Origin of the sequence: Chitinophaga horti (assembly GCF_022867795.2) — a bacterium.
Classification (GTDB): domain Bacteria; phylum Bacteroidota; class Bacteroidia; order Chitinophagales; family Chitinophagaceae; genus Chitinophaga; species Chitinophaga horti.
Genome location: NZ_CP107006.1, coordinates 4,131,371 through 4,147,860, shown reverse-complemented (window position 1 = coordinate 4,147,860; position 16,490 = coordinate 4,131,371). Strand labels below are relative to the sequence as shown.

Annotated in this window: 10 protein-coding genes; 9 read left to right on the top strand and 1 reads right to left on the bottom strand. The window is 51.5% G+C overall.

Annotated features, from left to right (window positions below; translation table 11 throughout):
- Window positions 1-62: 62 nt before the first annotated feature.
- The 5 genes from MKQ68_RS16740 to MKQ68_RS16720 all read left to right on the top strand — a co-directional run bounded on the left by MKQ68_RS16740 (window position 63) and on the right by MKQ68_RS16720 (window position 8,499).
- A complete protein-coding gene (locus MKQ68_RS16740) occupies window positions 63-2,447 on the top strand; it encodes an ABC transporter permease (protein WP_264280114.1) in 2,385 nt (794 codons plus the stop codon).
- Window positions 2,448-2,535: 88 nt separating this feature from the next.
- Window positions 2,536-3,063: a DUF1801 domain-containing protein gene (locus MKQ68_RS16735; RefSeq protein ID WP_264280113.1), complete on the top strand. Its 528-nt coding sequence runs from the start codon at window positions 2,536-2,538 to the stop codon at window positions 3,061-3,063.
- Between the two features lie 121 nt (window positions 3,064-3,184).
- The gene (locus tag MKQ68_RS16730; RefSeq protein ID WP_264280112.1) at window positions 3,185-3,955 is read left to right on the top strand and encodes a phytanoyl-CoA dioxygenase family protein; all 771 of its coding nucleotides are present in this window, start codon (window positions 3,185-3,187) and stop codon (window positions 3,953-3,955) included.
- Window positions 3,956-4,312: 357 nt separating this feature from the next.
- A complete protein-coding gene (locus MKQ68_RS16725) occupies window positions 4,313-6,217 on the top strand; it encodes a hypothetical protein (RefSeq protein ID WP_264280111.1) in 1,905 nt (634 codons plus the stop codon).
- A complete protein-coding gene (locus MKQ68_RS16720; RefSeq protein WP_264283653.1) occupies window positions 6,109-8,499 on the top strand; it encodes a glycosyl hydrolase in 2,391 nt (796 codons plus the stop codon). The genes MKQ68_RS16725 and MKQ68_RS16720 overlap by 109 nt, the downstream gene beginning before the upstream one ends.
- Window positions 8,500-8,558: 59 nt before the next feature.
- Here MKQ68_RS16720 and MKQ68_RS16715 read toward each other — a convergent pair whose 3' ends face one another.
- Window positions 8,559-9,461 (bottom strand): OmpA/MotB family protein, encoded by a 903-nt coding sequence (locus MKQ68_RS16715; protein ID WP_264280110.1) that lies wholly within the window; start codon window positions 9,459-9,461, stop codon window positions 8,559-8,561.
- Between the two features lie 322 nt (window positions 9,462-9,783).
- Between MKQ68_RS16715 and MKQ68_RS16710 the strand changes: the two genes are divergently transcribed.
- The 4 genes from MKQ68_RS16710 to MKQ68_RS16695 all read left to right on the top strand — a co-directional run bounded on the left by MKQ68_RS16710 (window position 9,784) and on the right by MKQ68_RS16695 (window position 16,474).
- The gene (locus MKQ68_RS16710) at window positions 9,784-11,376 is read left to right on the top strand and encodes an ABC-F family ATP-binding cassette domain-containing protein (protein ID WP_264280109.1); all 1,593 of its coding nucleotides are present in this window, start codon (window positions 9,784-9,786) and stop codon (window positions 11,374-11,376) included.
- Between the two features lie 58 nt (window positions 11,377-11,434).
- Window positions 11,435-12,037: an RNA polymerase sigma factor gene (locus MKQ68_RS16705; RefSeq protein ID WP_264280108.1), complete on the top strand. Its 603-nt coding sequence runs from the start codon at window positions 11,435-11,437 to the stop codon at window positions 12,035-12,037.
- Between the two features lie 61 nt (window positions 12,038-12,098).
- Complete coding sequence (locus tag MKQ68_RS16700) at window positions 12,099-13,016, top strand: FecR family protein (RefSeq protein WP_264280107.1); 918 nt, start codon at window positions 12,099-12,101, stop codon at window positions 13,014-13,016.
- A gap of 218 nt (window positions 13,017-13,234) precedes the next feature.
- On the top strand, window positions 13,235-16,474 hold the full coding sequence (locus MKQ68_RS16695) for a SusC/RagA family TonB-linked outer membrane protein (protein WP_264280106.1): 3,240 nt from the start codon (window positions 13,235-13,237) through the stop codon (window positions 16,472-16,474).
- Window positions 16,475-16,490 lie beyond the last annotated feature (16 nt).

The following is a 16,490-nucleotide window of genomic DNA, read 5'->3' as shown; positions in this document are numbered from 1 at the left end:
TACCTCAGTCGTTTTATTGTTGGCACACTTTTGATCCGACCTCTGTTCATAACTCACCCCCTATGATTAGGAACTATCTCAAAATTGCCTGGCGCAACATCGTTAAAAGCAAAGGTTATGCTGCTATCAATATTGGCGGTCTGGCTACCGGGATGGCCGTAGCCCTGCTGATCGGTTTGTGGATATGGGACGAAGTGACTTATGACCGCCATAACCAGCATTACGACCGTATTGCCCAGGTGTTCCAAAATCAGGACTTTGGCGGTAAGATCGATACCTGGCAAACCATGCCGCACCCCACCGGCGAAACGCTCCGGAGGAACTATCCCGATGATTTTAAACATGTGGTGATGGCCTCCTGGGATTTCTATAAAGAATTAACCTATGGCGACAAGCGGCTCAAAAAATTAGGCAAGTACGTGGAGCCTGACGGCCCCTTACTAATGGACCTCCAAATGCTGCGTGGTTCTCGCGATGCTTTAAAGGACGTGTCATCCATCTTGCTGTCCGAAACAGGTGCCAGGTCCTACTTTGGCGATGCCGATCCGGTAGGGAAAGTCATCCGGTTCTCGGAGCGGGAAATGTATACGGTGCAGGGCGTGTATCGCGATATTCCGCGTAATTCTGCGTTTGCCAATCTGCAATTCCTTGCGCCGTTCGATGCATATATCGACCAGATGGGCTGGGTGCGCAGCATGGTGAATCCCTGGGGGAACAATGCGTTTTTATTGTATGTGCAAATTGCCGACCATGCGGATATGAGCAGTGTGTCTGAAAAGATAAAGATGGTGCGTAATGATCATCTGCGGCCTGAAGAACGCCGGCTGAAGCCACGACTGTTTCTGCATCCCATGAAGATGTGGCGTTTGCAAACGGCCTTCGAAAACGGCGTAGTGGCCGATGGTGGACTTAAATACGTTTGGTTATTTGGGTTGATAGGCTTATTCGTATTAATGCTGGCCTGCATCAACTTTATGAACCTAAGTACCGCGCGGTCGGAAAAGCGCGCCCGCGAAGTCGGTATTCGTAAGGCAATAGGATCGGTTCGGGCACAGCTGGTAAAGCAGTTTTTCAGTGAGTCATTATTGGTAGTAATGCTGGCCTTCGTGTTGTCATTACTGTTAGTACAGCTGGCATTACCATTGTTTAATTCCATCACGGCAAAACAGATGCATATCCCCTGGTTAAGCCCGATGTTATGGCTGGCAGGACTGTCGATCAGTTTTTTCACGGCGCTGGTGGCAGGCAGTTATCCTGCGTTTTACCTGTCTTCTTTTCAGCCGGTAAAGGTATTGAAAGGCACCTTCCGTGCAGGCCGGTACGCCGCCGTGCCGCGGCAGGCAATGCTGGTGTTGCAGTTCACGATTTCTTTAATACTGATCATTGGTACGATCGTCGTTTTCAGGCAAATTGATTACGCCCGTCAGCGGCCGGTAGGCTACAATCCTGACGGATTATTGTCGATAGAAATGGACAGCCGCCATATGCAGGGCCGGTTTGATGCACTGGAGGCGGAGTTGCTGGCCACCGGGGCCGTAACGGGTGTAACGCAGGCGAGTGCGCCGGCTACTCAGGTATGGAGTACTAATGGTAATATTCACTGGCGTGGTAAAGATCCGTCGCTGGCGGTAGACTTCCCCACGACCACGGTCCGCGCGAATTATGGGAGGGTGATGGGCTGGAAGTTTGCACAGGGCCGGGATTTTTCGAAAGACTTCGCATCCGATTCAGCGGCGCTTATCGTAAACGAAGCAGCCGTAAAGTACATGGGATTAGAGCATGCGGTTGGTGAAACCATTCGCTGGAATGATATGCCTTTCACGATCGTCGGCGTGATCAGCGATGTTATTGCAGAATCGCCCTACGCGCCGGTAAGGCCTTCCATGTACAGGATGGACCCCAATGACGTTTCGCTGGTTAATCTGCGCCTTCATCCGGGACTTAGCAGTAAGGAGTCGGTTAAGAAGATAGGGGAGGTGTTTGGGAAGTTTTTTCCGGAGCGGTTGTTCGATTACCAGTTCGTAGACCAGGAATATGGGAGGAAGTTCGAAAGCGAGCAGCGTATCGGTACACTGGCTGGTGCCTTCGCGATATTAGCGGTATTCATCTGTTGTCTCGGCTTATTCGGAATGGCCTCTTTCATGGCAGAAAGGCGTACCAAAGAAATAGGCGTTCGTAAAGTAATGGGCGCATCCGTGGTGAATCTCTGGGCCATGTTGTCGAAGGACTTCCTGGTACTGGTGTTCATGGGAATATTACTGTCCATGCCACTGGCCTATTTCTTTATGCACAACTGGTTGCAGGGTTACCAGTACCGCTCGGACATGTCGTGGTGGATTTTCGCAGTAGCGGGCATAGGTGTGCTGCTCATTACCTTACTGACCGTTAGTTTCCAGAGCGTAAAGGCAGCATTAATGAATCCAGTGAAGAGTCTGCGGGCAGAATAGCGATGCGCATTTCCCCCTTCATAATGTCGCGCATGCCCCGGTTTGTTTCCCGGGGATGTGCTACCTTTCGGTCATAAAACCGGGCGTTATGAACATCGATCAATACATAGCCACTTTCCCCGCCGGCACCCAGGTGTTACTGCAGCAATTGCGGGAAGCGATTGCACAGGCCGCGCCGGAAGCGGAGGAAACCTTTAATTACGCGATGCCGACATTTACGTGGCACGGTAACCTCGTTCATTTTGCCGGCTATAAACAGCACATTGGCTTTTACCCCGCCCCCTCTGGTATCCAAGCTTTTGAAAAGGAGCTGTCGGTGTATACCTCCTCTAAAGGGGCCGTGCAGTTCCCGCTGGATAAACCGTTGCCGCTGGCCCTGGTAAAAAAGATCGTGAAGTTCAGACTAAATGAAAACTTTGAACTGGCGGCGGCTAAAAATCCCTTCCTGAAGTTATCGGCCCCGGCGCAGCGTGCACTGGCCAATAAGGGCATCAAAACGGTGAAACAGCTTGCCAAATATAGCGAAGCCGACATCCTGGAGCTGCATGGCATGGGAAAGGCATCGCTGCCTGCACTACACGCCGCGTTAGAGGCGCAGGGATTGTCGTTCAAATGATAATCGATATATTTGCTTCATGAGGATGTCTCCAACACTTTAATTACTTCTCACGGCCATCATGCCGTTTGTTCCCTCCCCGGGAGCACATGTTTTCATTGCTCATCCTCAATTCATCAACATGAAAGAAGTACTAAGTACACAACAAATAGCACAGTTTATCCGCGACGGGTATGTCCGCATCGATCAGGCTTTCTCCCGCGAAACAGCCGAAGCTGCTGTAAATATTCTCTGGAAAGATTTACCGGTAGATCGGCACGATCCTTCCACCTGGACGCAGCCCGTTATACGATTGGGTATGTACTCCCAGGCGCCGTTTATCGAAGCGGCCAATTCCACCATGTTACAGGCGGCCTTTGATCAATTAGCGGGGGTGGGCAGATGGGCCCCCTGTCGCGCCATGGGCACTTTTCCCGTTCGCTTTCCGGCACCGGGCGAACCGAATGACACCGGCTGGCATGTAGATGTAAGTTTCCCCGGCGACGATCCAACGGATTATTTTCAGTGGCGATCCAATATACGGTCGAAGGGCCGCGCATTGCTGATGCTCTTCCTGTTCTCTGATACCGGTGAGCAGGATGCGCCCACCCGTATACTCGCAGGCTCGCACCAGGACGTGGCCCGGGTGCTGGCACCTGCCGGCGACGAAGGCCTGTCATTGATGGAGCTTGCTACGCAGATCCCCGGCTTCCCGGCACGCTCGGAAGTACTGGCTACCGGTGCCGCCGGTACGGTATACCTCTGTCATCCATTCCTGGTGCATGCCGCCCAACCGCATCATGGCTCGCATCCACGTTTCCTCGCGCAACCGCCATTGTTTTTCCGCGGGGCGCCGGAAGTGGATGCGGAGAGTCCGGTAGGCCAGGCGATACAGCTGGCGTTGCGTAAGTAATCGCAACCGCACAATCGGTCAACCTTCACCGGCAGACGAACCGGTGGGACTAGCGACACTACTCGCGTTGCGTAAGTAATCGCAACCGCACAATCGGTCAACCTTCACCGGCAGACGAACCGGTGGGACAAGCGACACCACTCGCGTTGCGTAAGTAATCGCAACCGCACAATCTGTCAACTTCCACCGGCTAGCGACCGTTGCGCCGGGTGATGTCGCAACCGCTCAATCGGTCAACCTCCACCGGCAAGCCCCGCTTTCCGGTGGATTGACCGATTTCCCCCTTAATTGTCCGAGTTTGCCCACCTTCCAAGTTGCTGATGAGCGGTAATTTCATGTAAACCCAAATTCCCGTTCATGAGAAAACTTAGACCCTGCATCCTGCTGGCCGCCGGCCTGGCGAGTCTGTTTGTCGAAGACACAAATGCCCAGGCACCAACGCTGCCCACGAAAGCAACACTTAGTACCAATTTATTGTCTACCCGCACATTTACCAATGCTTCCGCAGTGGATACCGTGACCAGGCAGCGCACACTGCCCGCGAGTTATACGCTGCAGGTCGTAGCAAAAGTAAATTCCGCCACCGGCCGCGGACTGGACATCGAAGGCCGCGGCGCGAATCTCAACGGTTTCCGCCTGTCGCTGGGCGCGAGCGCCTTCAGCTGGTCCAACCCGGTGACGGCACTGCAAGCATTGTCTGCCACCACGACCGGACAATTCTATACGGTACGGGTAGCCGTGAAGAACGACTCGGCGCACATCTACCAGAATGGTGCGTACCTGTTATCTAAACCCTTAGCCTCCGTAAAAGACCTGGTAGCCGGTGTAGAAACCGAGGTGCCGTTGGACAGTGGCGCCGGCCCGAATGTAGCCGCATCCTGGAACGGTGGCGCAGGCACCGGCAGGCCCAGCGACTATGGCTGGGGACTCACCGGCACGACGGTCACCACATTGTTTAACACGGCCAACGGCAGCGGCGGCGCGCGGTACATGGATGTAAACGCATCCTCCGGCTCGAATCTGCATACGCTGAATGGCAGCACCTATTCCGGCAGGATATTTTACATCCGCTGGGATAACAGTACCTACCAGGCTGCGTCCTACCACTTCCCGGTAACGCTGGCGGCGAACACGAACTATAATTTCTCGATGCTGCATGCGTATATTTCCAATGCGACAGGCGCGAAAAACATTACCGTCGGTATCGGCAAAACGACCGCTGTAACAGCCCGCATCGCCTCAAAGGTGTTCGTTACCGATGGTACCAGGGCGCTTAAACGCGAGAGCTTCCAGTTCACTTCGCAGGAGGCGGGTACGTATTACCTCACGATCACCGGCGACTGGGGACTGTATTCGATCGGCGAACTGGCTTTACGCGCTATCAACTTCACCCCGCGTTTTGTGTTCGGTAAAAACTACCCGTCCGGCGCGGTGAATATGGAAATCAGCAGTGTGACGTATGAAGACGGTGCATGGGCGCCTAACGCGATCGTGACCGGGCCGAAACAGTCGGTGTCGCTGACGGGCAACTCACAATATCTGCCCACTACTTTTAACACAGATTACACCGTGGGCGGTAAAACGGACGTACACCTCACCGGCGAGTATACGCCGTTCGTGAATGCTACTTTCGCGCTCAACTCCAACGACGCCTGGCTCTTCTTCGATAACATCAAACCCTCGGTGGTAGCCGCCAATTGGCTCAGCAGCGTGACGATCAACGGCGCACCTGCCGTCAATAATTCGAATGTTCGCATGGCGCCTTATAAAAATGGAACGGTCGTGATACCAAATGGTCATCTTACCTCGCAGGCGGCCGTTCAGGTATACAACCAGCAAAACCTTACAGGCACATCAGCTACGTACCCGATAGAGGTGTACAACAACCTGGGTGCGCTCAATAACAAGATCCGTTCTTTCAAACTGAAAAGAGGATATGTAGCCACGTTCGCTAACAATGCAGATGGAACGGGCTATAGCCGCGTGTTCGTAGCCAACGATTCTGATCTCGTGGTGAACAATATGCCTGCCGGGCTGGATACAACGGTATCGTTCGTGCGCGTGTTCAAGTGGAATTGGGTGAGCAAGAAGGGCAAGGCGGGGGCGGTACACCGGTGGACAAAACCAATTCCACCTGGTATTATGACTGGAACATCGGCGGGAGCACTACGCTTGATTATGAGTACGCGGCCATTCGTCAACATGGCGGCTGGCCTGACTTTGGTGCGATCAATTCAAAAAGTAATATCAGTCACCTGTTAGGTTATAATGAACCCGACCGCCCCGATCAGGCAAATATGACGGTGGAAGATGCGATTCGTCAGTGGCCGGAGTTGACCAAATCCGGGTTAAGATTAGGTTCGCCTGCACCTGCGAGTCCGCCCGCCTGGTTGGATAAATTCATGGCTAAAGCCGATTCACTCAACTATCGGGTAGACTTTGTTGCTATCCATTGTTACTGGGGCGGACAAACGCCACAACAGTGGTATTCGAGGTTAAAGGCCATCTACGATCAGTTTAAACGCCCCATCTGGATCACTGAATGGAACAACGGTGCCAACTGGACGACCGAAACCTGGCCGACGGATACGGCTGCTCAATTCCAGAAACAGCTGAATGATCTGAAAGGAATCCTGAATGTGCTGGACACCTCGTCTTTCATCGAACGCTATGCGATTTACGATTGGGTAGAAAACAAACGCGCATTAATACTGGCAGATACGCTCACGCCGGCCGGTAAGTACTATGCAGCCAGCAAATCGGCGCTGGCATACAATCCCGCAGTAGCATTTGTGCACCAGTGGAAGCTCGTGTCGCCACAAATTTACAGCAGCATCAAAAGTACCGACTACTTCCGCGTAAACCTTTCCTGGACCGATATTAACGGCGAGATGGGATCGAAATATGTGTTGGAGAGAAAGATAGATGGGCGTGATGCAGATTTCGTCACCGCCGCACAGTTTACCAGCTACACACATGGCTCGGTGATCAATTATGAAGACAGTGTATTTGCGAAAGCAACGTATCGCCTGAAGGCATTTGGCACCAATGGCGTAACCTTCGTTTACTCCGGCACACACGAGGTACTGCGCGATGCGGCTCCGGTAGCGCCATCCAGCCTGACGGGCGAAGTGTTATCATCATCAAAGATGAGGCTGACCTGGAATGCGGGCAGTAACGTACGTTCGTATAACCTGAAACGCGGCACCAGCGCATCTGGTCCGTTTACAACTATCGTTGCCCGTACCACCGCGCTCACCCACCTCGATGAAGGCTTAACGCCCAACACGACATATTACTATGTAGTCACCACGCTCAACTCCGCCGGTGAAAGCGCTAATTCCACCGTGCTTTCACGCACTACGCCCGCACTGGTAACGCCTTCCGGGGTTACCAATCCGCGTATCGCCGCTGGTGATGCAAAAGTGACGCTCACCTGGGATTTTATGTACGATGCGAAATACATCGTGTTACGCGCCACTACGCAAAACGGAACGTACGATACGATCGCCACTAACCTGGATGCCTTGCGTTATGAAGATGCATCGCGTACCAACGGCGTTACTTATTATTACAAGCTGATCGCCTACAACGCGGCCGGTTACAGTCCGGCCAGCGCGGTGTTGGCAGGCACGCCTGTCCTCGGTCGTCACCTGCACATCAACTTCAATGAAAATACCGGTACGCTCGCAAAAGACAACTGGGGTGGTTACAATGGAACGCTGTACAATGCGGCGGTGTGGACTTCCGGGAAAGACAGCTCGACCGGTGCCGTAAACCTGGTTAAAGCCTCCAGCTCTTATGTGCAATTGGAAAACGGCGTCGTAAGCGACCTGGATGATTTCACCATCGCCACCTGGTTCAAGCTGCCTGCTAACCAGGGTACCAACACCCGGCTGTTCGACTTTGGTAGCAGCACGTCTGTATTTATGATCCTGGCGCCACGTGTAGGGACGAGCATCCGCTACAAGATCACCTGTGCAACCGGCAACTACGATCGTTACATCCCGTACGAGCTGCCACTCAATGCCTGGACGCACCTGGTGTTATCGCAACAAGGCTCCGTATTTAAAGTATATGTAAATGGCACCTTGCAATACACCGATAGCAGCGCGAACGTGAAGCCTTCCGATATGGGCATCACCACTAAGAATTACCTCGGCCGCTCGCAATTCCCGGCAGACGCGTATTCGGATCATACATATGATGACTTCCGGATTTACAACTACGCCATGAACGATGCAGCGGTAAGTAATATGTACGGCGGTGGTGCGGGTTTAAGAATGGCAACACCCAAAGCGGTGGACTTACCGGTAGCAGTATATCCTAACCCGGTTACTTCCCTGCTTACCTTGCAATTGCCATCAACGGCTACATCGGTGCAGGTAAGGATTTACAGTCTGAACGGACAGGCGGTGATGGACAAAAAGCTGCCTGGCGAAAAGCAGCTGAAGGTAGACGTAAGCGCTTTGCCTGCGGGCGTTTACCATGTAGAGATCAGTGATGGAAAGAAACGGTATGTGAAGCGGATCATTAAACAATAACCAAAATGAAAAGGGCTGAACTTCGAAAGTTCAGCCCTTTTGCTATGTGTAAGGAGTAATTACTGTTGCGGAGTCGTAGCTGCCGGTGCCGGAACGCTGGTGCTGTCTGAAGCAGGCGCTTTCTCGATCAGGTCCATGAACTGGTCCAGTTTCGGCGTAATGATGATCTGCGTACGCCTGTTTTTAGCTTTACCTGCAGGATCGGCGTTGGAAGCGATCGGGTTGTATTCGCCACGGCCGCCGGCTGTAAGCCTTTTAGGATCTACACCGTAGTTGTTCTGCAACGCCTGTACCACCGAAGATGCACGCAGCGCACTAAGGTCCCAGTTATTACGGATGTTGGTCGTAGTGATAGGCACATTATCCGTATTACCTTCGATCAGCACATCGTAATCTTTGTAGTCGGTGATGATCTTCGCGATCTTGCCGAGGGTAGCACCTGCAGCGGAAGAAATTTCATAGCTGCCGGATTTGTACAGCATGTTATCAGACAGCGAGATGTATACTACACCTTTCAATACCTGCACGTCCACATCGCGCATTTCTTCGCGGCTGAGGGAGCGGGTAAGGTTGTTGGTCAGCACCATGTTCAATGAGTCGCTCTTGTTCTTCGTGTTCACCAGGTGCTGGATGTATTTGTTGGAAGAGTTGATCTCATCCACCAGTTTAGAGATGTTTACGTTACCCTGGCTGCTGGAGTTCAGACATTTGTCCAGGGCCGCCTGTAACGACGCCAGTCCGGTACGTTGTGCCGCAATCTGTTCTTCCAGGCTTTGTACACGGGTAGTAGCGCCGGTCAGGTTCCGCTGTGTTTCCTGGTACTTGGCATCCAGGGCGCGGTTTGCATTTTGGAGATCGTTATAACTCGTTTGCAGTTGACCGAATTTTTTGTTGCTCACACAACCACTGCCGAACATTGCGCCGGTTAATAAGGTTGCAGATAACAAGATGTGTGTTCTCATATATTAGTGCTTTAAAAAAGTTAGATGGTTTTTATATGGTACCTGTGCAGAAGCAAAGGTTATGCCATAAAGCGGTGAGCGGTTGTTGGGCTGACTTTTAATCCGTTGATTATTAGTCGATTCGAATATTTAAAGCAAGTAAAGCCATGGTTTGTACAACAGGCGGACGTCTCCACTTTTGGCCTTTTAGGCAGATTACCTATCTTTGCGGTATTGTTCACGAACACGATCAGCATGTGAGATTTACTTTCTTTTTAAATAGATAATCCTGCAAAGGCGCCATAGCGGCCCTTTGATCATTCATCATTTAGAGAAAGTTTACATGCTTACCCTGCAAAGTATCACCTACCTCCATCCCAACCGGGATGTGTTGTTCGAGAACCTTCACCTTTCTGTACAGGCTCACGAAAAAATCGCATTGATCGGCAACAACGGCGCCGGTAAATCCACTTTATTGCGGCTCATCGCCGGCATCTTAACACCCGTTGCCGGCATCATCCGCCGCGATGCAGCACCTTATTATGTACCTCAGCATACAGGCCAATACAACGACAGCTCCGTCGCCGAAGCCCTCGGCATCGACCGTAAGCTGAAAGCTTTGCAGTCCATACTCGCCGGCGACGTAAGCGAAGCCAATATGACCGTGCTGGAAGACGACTGGACGATCGAAGAACGTTGCACCGAAGCCTTTGCCGAATGGGGGCTGTCAGACATCGATCTGTTCGGCCCGATGGCAGCGCTCAGCGGCGGACAAAAAACAAAGGTTTTCCTGGCGGGCATCCGCATCCATCAACCCGAACTGGTATTGATGGATGAACCCAGTAATCACCTGGATGCCCCGGCGCGGCAGCAGTTGTATGATTACATTACTAACACGCGCCAAACGCTCGTCGTAGTAAGCCACGACCGTACCTTACTAAACCTGATCGACACCGTTTGTGAACTGGACAGAGATGGCATTACCCGTTACGGTGGTAACTACGACTTCTATGTAGAACAAAAAGAGCTGGCCGCCGGCGCCCTGCAGCAGGACGTTAAGAGTATGGAGAAGGCCCTGCGCAAAGCCCGCGAAACCGAAAGGGAAGCCATTGAACGGCAGCAGAAGCTGGATGCCCGTGGCAAAAAGAAACAGGAAAAGGCCGGGCTGCCCACGATCTCCATGAACACGTTCCGGAACAATGCAGAAAAAAGTACTGCGCGTCTGAAAGGTGTACACGCCGATAAAATCGATAACCTCTCCCAGGAATTGCAACAGCTGCGCGCGGCATTACCCGATATGGACAAGATGAAAATCGATCTCGATCACTCGCATCTGCATAAAGGAAAAGTATTAATTACCGCCAAAGACCTGAACTACGCCTATGGTGATAAACCGCTCTGGCCCACCGCGCTCAACTTCCAGTTGCGCAGCGGTGAACGCTGGGCCTTAAATGGCCCCAATGGCAGCGGTAAAACAACACTCATTCGCCTCATCCTCGGTACGCTGGCTCCCACAGCAGGTTTGCTGGAACGTGCGGAAATGAACGCCTTGTACATCGACCAGGATTATTCCCTGGTACAAGGTGACATATCCGTATATGAACAGGCGCAAACGTTTAACAGCGGCGCGTTGGAAGAATATGAGATCAAAACGAGACTGAACCGCTTCCTGTTTACCAGGGCCGATTGGGATAAACCCTGCAACGCCTTAAGCGGCGGAGAGAAGATGCGATTGTTGTTGTGCTGCCTCACGATCGGCAACCAGGCGCCTGATCTTATTATTTTGGATGAACCGACTAATAACCTCGATATTCAGAATATAGGCATTCTTACAGCTGCTGTAAATGAGTACAAGGGTACGTTGATACTGGTGTCGCACGATGCGCGTTTCCTGCAGGAAACGGGTGTTGGGCAGGAGTTGTTGCTGGAGAATTAATGATCTGGTAACATTTACGACGCTAATGGGGGGTATCTTTGCGGCTTTACGAGAAACAATGAACAGGACGATGCCAGCGGAAGACGTAGTGGTGCTAGAAGCGCTTCGGGAAGGACGGCAGGATGCATTTGAAGCCATATTTAATAAATACTGGCAGGAGATGTATGCTACCGCTTACCAGCGCCTGCGCGACCAAACCGTTGCCGAAGACATGGTACAGGATGTGTTCACCAGCATCTGGGAGCGCCGCTACGAATTGCAGATCAATTCCCCCCTTGAACATTACCTGCGCCGCGCCATTAAGTACAGCATCATTAAATACCTTAGTCGCGCTAACCTGCACGAAGCTGCCGTAAAACACCTGCTCGATCGCGTAGCCGACATGGAACACACCGTACTCGACCAGCTCAACGTACGCGATGTGAACCGTACACTCGCCGAAGCCATCAAAGATTTTCCCGGAAACATGCGCCAGGTATTTTTGTTGCGCGCAGAAAATTATACGATATCTGAAATAGCAGAAGCATTAGGCCTCGCGGAACAAACCGTGAAAAACAATACTACAGAGGCTTTAAAGCGTTTACGCACGACGCTCTCCGAAAAACACCCCGACATTCACCAGTCTTTTTATGCGCTCCTTATTCTGTTAATACAGAGTTAACATTAAACCGCGGTACTTTCTTTTTAGCCGGCGTACTATGTTGTTGTAAAAGGATAACAACGTGGATGCATCGCGCTTTAAGAAGATATTGAAGAAGTACTATAACAACGAGGCCACCGACGCCGAGCAGTACTTCGTGGATTGTTGGTATGAGTCTTACAGCCTGCCTGAAGATCAGCAACCGGTTATGTATAAAGGCACGCCCGACGAAGTGCGCGCCCGCATCTTTAATAAGATCATTCCGCCCATTGTACCACTTAAATGGTACAAACGCAGCAGCATACGTGCCATTGCCGCTGTGCTGGCAGGTATCGGAATATTGACGCCCTTGCTCTGGAATTACATCGCCACTGACCGGACAGACAAGGGCATGGAAGCTGTGGCGCTTAGCACCGGCGACATGCAGGTGAAAAAGATCACGCTTCCTGACAGCACTGCCATCTGGTTAAACGCTAATTCAACGCTCACCGTGGCAGAAGGTTTCGGCGCTACCAATCGCTCCATCACACTCGATGGAGAAGCGTTTTTTGATGTGCAACAAAATGCTGCGCAACCCTTTGTGATCGCCACCGGTAAATTGAAGGTAAAAGTACTGGGTACCGCCTTTAACGTAAACGCCTATCCCGCCAGGAATGGGGTGAAGGTGATCGTTAACAATGGTAAGGTGCAGGTAAGTGAAGAACAACGTGCATTGGCGGTATTAACCGAAGGGCAGGGACTTAACTACGACCGCTCTAACGGCCGGTTCGAGGTAGCAGCAGTGCATGCAGAACATAGCAATGGCTGGACGGAAGGCCGCATCGTCCTTGAAAAGGCCAGCTTCGAAGAGTTGGCGCAGGCGGTACATAACCTGTACGGCATCGAGCTGCGGAGTGAAGACAAAAAAGTGACGTCATTCAAATATAACCTGACACTGCGCAGGGATCAGCCGCAACAGGAGGTAATGGACCTGATCGCGACTATTGTTAAAAAAATGTAAAAAGGAGGGAGACCATAAGATAATCATCTACTGATAAAAAGAGGGACGGAGATGGGAATCCGTCCCCGGTTACTGAGGTCGCACCGGGTTGGAAGCCGGAGGTGCGGACCAGGGCCAGTATAGCCAACTTGTCATTAACAAATCGCTCCAAGGTACGGTATTGATATGAGTTGTTATGTTAACAATTCAGCCTGCCATGGAGGCTAATCATCATACAAATGAAAAAGAATTTACTGCTACGGGGTTCCCGCATGACCATCATGGCGAATCTCTTTGCATTGTCGGCCTCGCAGCTGCTATTTCCTGCGATGGCCGAAGCACAGTTGCTCAATAAGCGGCTGGACGTGGATTTCGACAAAACAAATCTCTACACCGCCATCCGCGAGGTAGAAAAGAAAAGCCAGGCCAGTTTTGCTTTCACCGATCAGTTGAACCTCGAAGCTATTTCCGTTTCAAACGTACACCTGTCCAACAAAACGCTCGACGAAGTCCTCAAGACGTTATTATCCGCTAACCGTATTGAATATGTAGAAAAGGGTGGCATTATCACCCTGGTAAAACAACAACAGCCCGGCAGCCTCGAAGGCCGCATTACAGATGTAAAAGGCGAAGGCCTTCCAGGTGCGACTGTTCGCATCGTGGAACTGAACAAGGCAGTATTCACTGACATGGACGGCAAGTTCAAAATGTCTGTCCCTCCCGGTACTTACACGCTGGATGTGAGTTACATTTCCTTCAAATCCCTGCGCAAGGCGGCAGTGGTGATCGAAGAAGGGAAGTCGTCTGTTATCAATGCATCACTCGAAGCAGAAACCAGCAAACTGGGTGAAGTAGTGGTAGTGGGTTACGGTACGCAAAAGCGTAAAGAGGTAACTTCCGCCATTGCCACCGTGAAGTCCGCCGACTTTAACAAAGGCGCTAACAGGTCGCCTTTAGACCTTATACAGGGTAAAGTAGCTGGCCTGAATATCGTGAGAACGCAGGGGAATAACCCGAACTCCGGCCCATCGCTCCAGTTGCGTGGCGTTACTTCACTCACGGGTACGTCTACACCGTTAATCGTCATCGACGGTATTCCCGGTGGTAACCTCGACCTGCTGCAACAGGACGATATTGAGTCGTTCGACGTACTGAAAGACGGTTCTGCTGCGGCGATCTACGGTACCCGTGGTAACGCAGGGGTAATCCTCATCACGACCAAAAAAGGAGTAGCCGGCTCACCGCGTTATGAGTATAACAACTACTTCCAGCGTGATTATGTAGACCGTAAACCCGAATTCCTGTCTGCTGCACAGTGGCGCCAGAAGATATCCGAAGGTGTTATTGCTGCATCTACTGACCTCGGCGGTTCTACCGATATGTACAATGAGCTGATCAACAAATCGAACCTCAGCCAGTACCATAACTTTTCGGCTGCCGGCGGTTCAGCGAATACCAACTATCGCGCTTCCGTATACTATAACAATTTCGAAGGCATTGCGAAAGAAAACTCCCGTGAGCAGTTTGGCGCCAGGCTGAACATCAATCAGAAAGGGATGGACGATAAGCTGACGTTCCAGATCAACATGGTGGCCAACTTTAACAAAGCTAACCTGCTGGGTGGCGGCGATTTCGAACAGGCAGTGGCCTGGAACCCGACGGCACCTTTGTACAAAGCGGATGGTACTTTTTATGAAGTGTTGGAAGGATACAATCCTATTTCCCGCTTCGCTAATCGTATCAACGAACGCGATCAGCAGACTTTCTCCGGCGACGGCCGGCTGTCGCTGGCGCTCACGCCGGAACTGTCAGTATCGATCTTCGGCTCTTATGTGCGCGACATGTACAATAACCGCTTCTTCCGTTCTAAAAACGATTGGGAGAACAGGCCAGGTACCAGCTGGCAGGGCATGGGCTACGCCAGCAAAGAGAACATTCTCACCTGGACGAAAACCATGGAGCCGACTATCAACTTCACAAAGGAAATTAGCCGTATACACAGCGTTTCCGCTATCGCCGGTTACAGCTATCAATACAGTACGTTTGAGCGCTTTAACGTAAACAATAATGGTTTTACGACAGATGGCTTCCTCGATTGGAACCTGGGTGCAGGCAGTGCTACTAACAACACGGCTTTGCCAAGGCCAGGTATCGGCAGCTTCAAAGATGACAATACACTCATCGCCTTCTTCGGTCGTGCCAGCTACGCGTTTAAGCAGAAGTACTTCGCGCAGGTAATTTTCAGAAGAGAAGGTTCCTCCCGCTTTGGTGCGAACAACAAGTGGGGTAACTTCCCGGCTGCTTCGTTAGGCTGGATGATGAGTGAAGAAGATTTTGTGAAGGACCTGTCTTTCGTCAGCTCCCTGAAGCTGCGTGCCGGTTACGGTGTAACGGGTAACCAGGGTATTTCCAACTACCAGTCGCTGATCACCTTGGGGACAGGCGGCGTGTATCCGCAGGAAGGTATCTACTACCAAACCTATGGCGCCGCGCGTAACCCGAACCCGAACTTACGTTGGGAAAAGAAAGCGGAATGGAACATTGGCGTCGACTACGGCTTCCTGAAAAACCGTATCACGGGCGCGATCGATATCTACTCCCGCCAGACCAAAGACCTCCTGTACAACTATGCTGCTCAACAGCCGCCGTTCGTACGCGACAACCTATACACCAACGTAGGTACTTTGCAGAACCATGGTGTAGAGATCCTCGTTTCTGCTGACGCGCTCAAGACCGAAGACTTTGATTGGAGCATCGACCTCACCGCCAACTCGCAATTCAATAAACTGAGCAAGCTGTCGAACGAGCTGTATAAAGCCAACTTCCTTACTTTCTCCGATATCCCTAATCCGGGTGCTATGGGCCCTGCTATCAGGCTGGAAGAAGGTGGTAAAGTGGGTAACTTCTATGGCAAACGTTTCGCTGGTTTCGATGAGAACGGCAAATGGCTGTTCTATAAGAAAGATGGCAGCAAAGCACCTGCTTCGCAGATCACAGAAGATGACCGTACCATATTGGGTAACGGTGTACCTAAATACGTGATGGGCCTGAACCAGACCTTCCGTTACAAAAACTTCGATCTGAACATCCTGTTCCGTGGCAAGTTCGGCTTCGATATCCTCAACCTGCAGGAGATCTTCTTCGGCAACAAACGTTATCTGCCTAACAATATTTATAACAGCGCCTTCGACAAACATGCGAAGCTGAACGACGACCCGCAGTACTCCGATTACTACATCGAGAAAGGTGACTTCGTGAAACTGGACAACGTGACCCTGGGTTACAACTTCAATATGAGTAAAGTGAAGTATTTCAAGAAAGTGCGTGTATTCGTAACCGGTCGTAACATCCTTACTATTACCGGTTATGACGGACTTGATCCCGAGTTACAGGATACCGGCTTTGAGACCGGTGTAAACTCCCGCGGCTTCTATCCGAGAACTAAATCATGGACAGCCGGCATCAGCGTAGGTTTCTAAACTTTAAAAGATCAGT